Annotated in this window: 1 protein-coding gene; it reads left to right on the top strand. The window is 42.0% G+C overall.

Annotated elements, in window-relative coordinates:
- Positions 1-158 precede the first annotated feature (158 nt).
- A complete protein-coding gene (locus tag ADK28_RS08480) occupies positions 159-728 on the top strand; it encodes a hypothetical protein (protein WP_048795415.1) in 570 nt (189 codons plus the stop codon).
- Positions 729-847 lie beyond the last annotated feature (119 nt).

Below are 847 nucleotides of genomic sequence, written 5' to 3' on the forward strand. Positions count from 1 at the left end.
ATCTATCCTAAAAAGTTATCTGTGCGGATAACCGAGCGGTTATCTCTACGGATAAATACTAGATCACGAAAAACACGAAAACAAGGTGTTTTTCGTATTTTGGTGTTTTTGTTTTAAATTTATTCATTTTCATAGAGTTACAAGGAAAAGAACCATATATGAGAAAAGAACGACAAAGTACTTTTCAAGAACAGGGTAAAGAACCTGTTATAGATAGAATTTCCTTGCTTGTAAGAAGGCACCCTTCAAGGAGCGCAGCAGCTCGAGCGTGGGGGGTAAACATCAACACTCTGAACAGCTATTTCAAAACAGAGAAAGACTCCCCCATGCCACGTGACAACCTGCTCTCACGCATTGCTGAAAGTGAAGGTGTTAGCCTTGAGTGGTTAAGATCAGGGCAAGGTGAGACACCAGTAAAACACGAAAAACACGAATCTGATGGTGATGGTCTGACCGAAATACTATCCTTTCTAACTCGTGACGAGAGACGCCAGCTAACAGCTATGCTGGCACGTAAAGGCGTTGAAACCATCCTCTATCTACTTGACGAGGACAACATAGCGCTGCTGAAGCTTGATAAGGTGGTGAAAGAAAAAATTCTCGGCAAGCAACCACAAACAGAGGCAGTTGCTAATCATAACTACGAGAAGGCTAAAGAGTGTGGTGCTGATAACGAAGAACGCGCAGACACAGAAAGCCTAGCGTCTGATAAGAAACGGGCCGTTTGATTTGGTCTTAGTGGGTACGTGAATGTTATGACAATGTTGCTAACGGCAGGCTACTAAGATCAATCAAACTGTTTTTAAACTGTGATAAACCCCGCTCAAAAAATGCAGAATAAATCATA

This window comes from Serratia sp. 506_PEND, from assembly GCF_001076875.1.
Taxonomy (GTDB): Bacteria; Pseudomonadota; Gammaproteobacteria; order Enterobacterales; family Enterobacteriaceae; genus Serratia; species Serratia marcescens.

Coding starts and splice junctions, on each gene's coding strand:
- ADK28_RS08480 (WP_048795415.1), top strand. CDS start 159: ATGAGAAAAGAACGACAAAGTACTTTTCAAGAACAGGGTAAAGAACCT.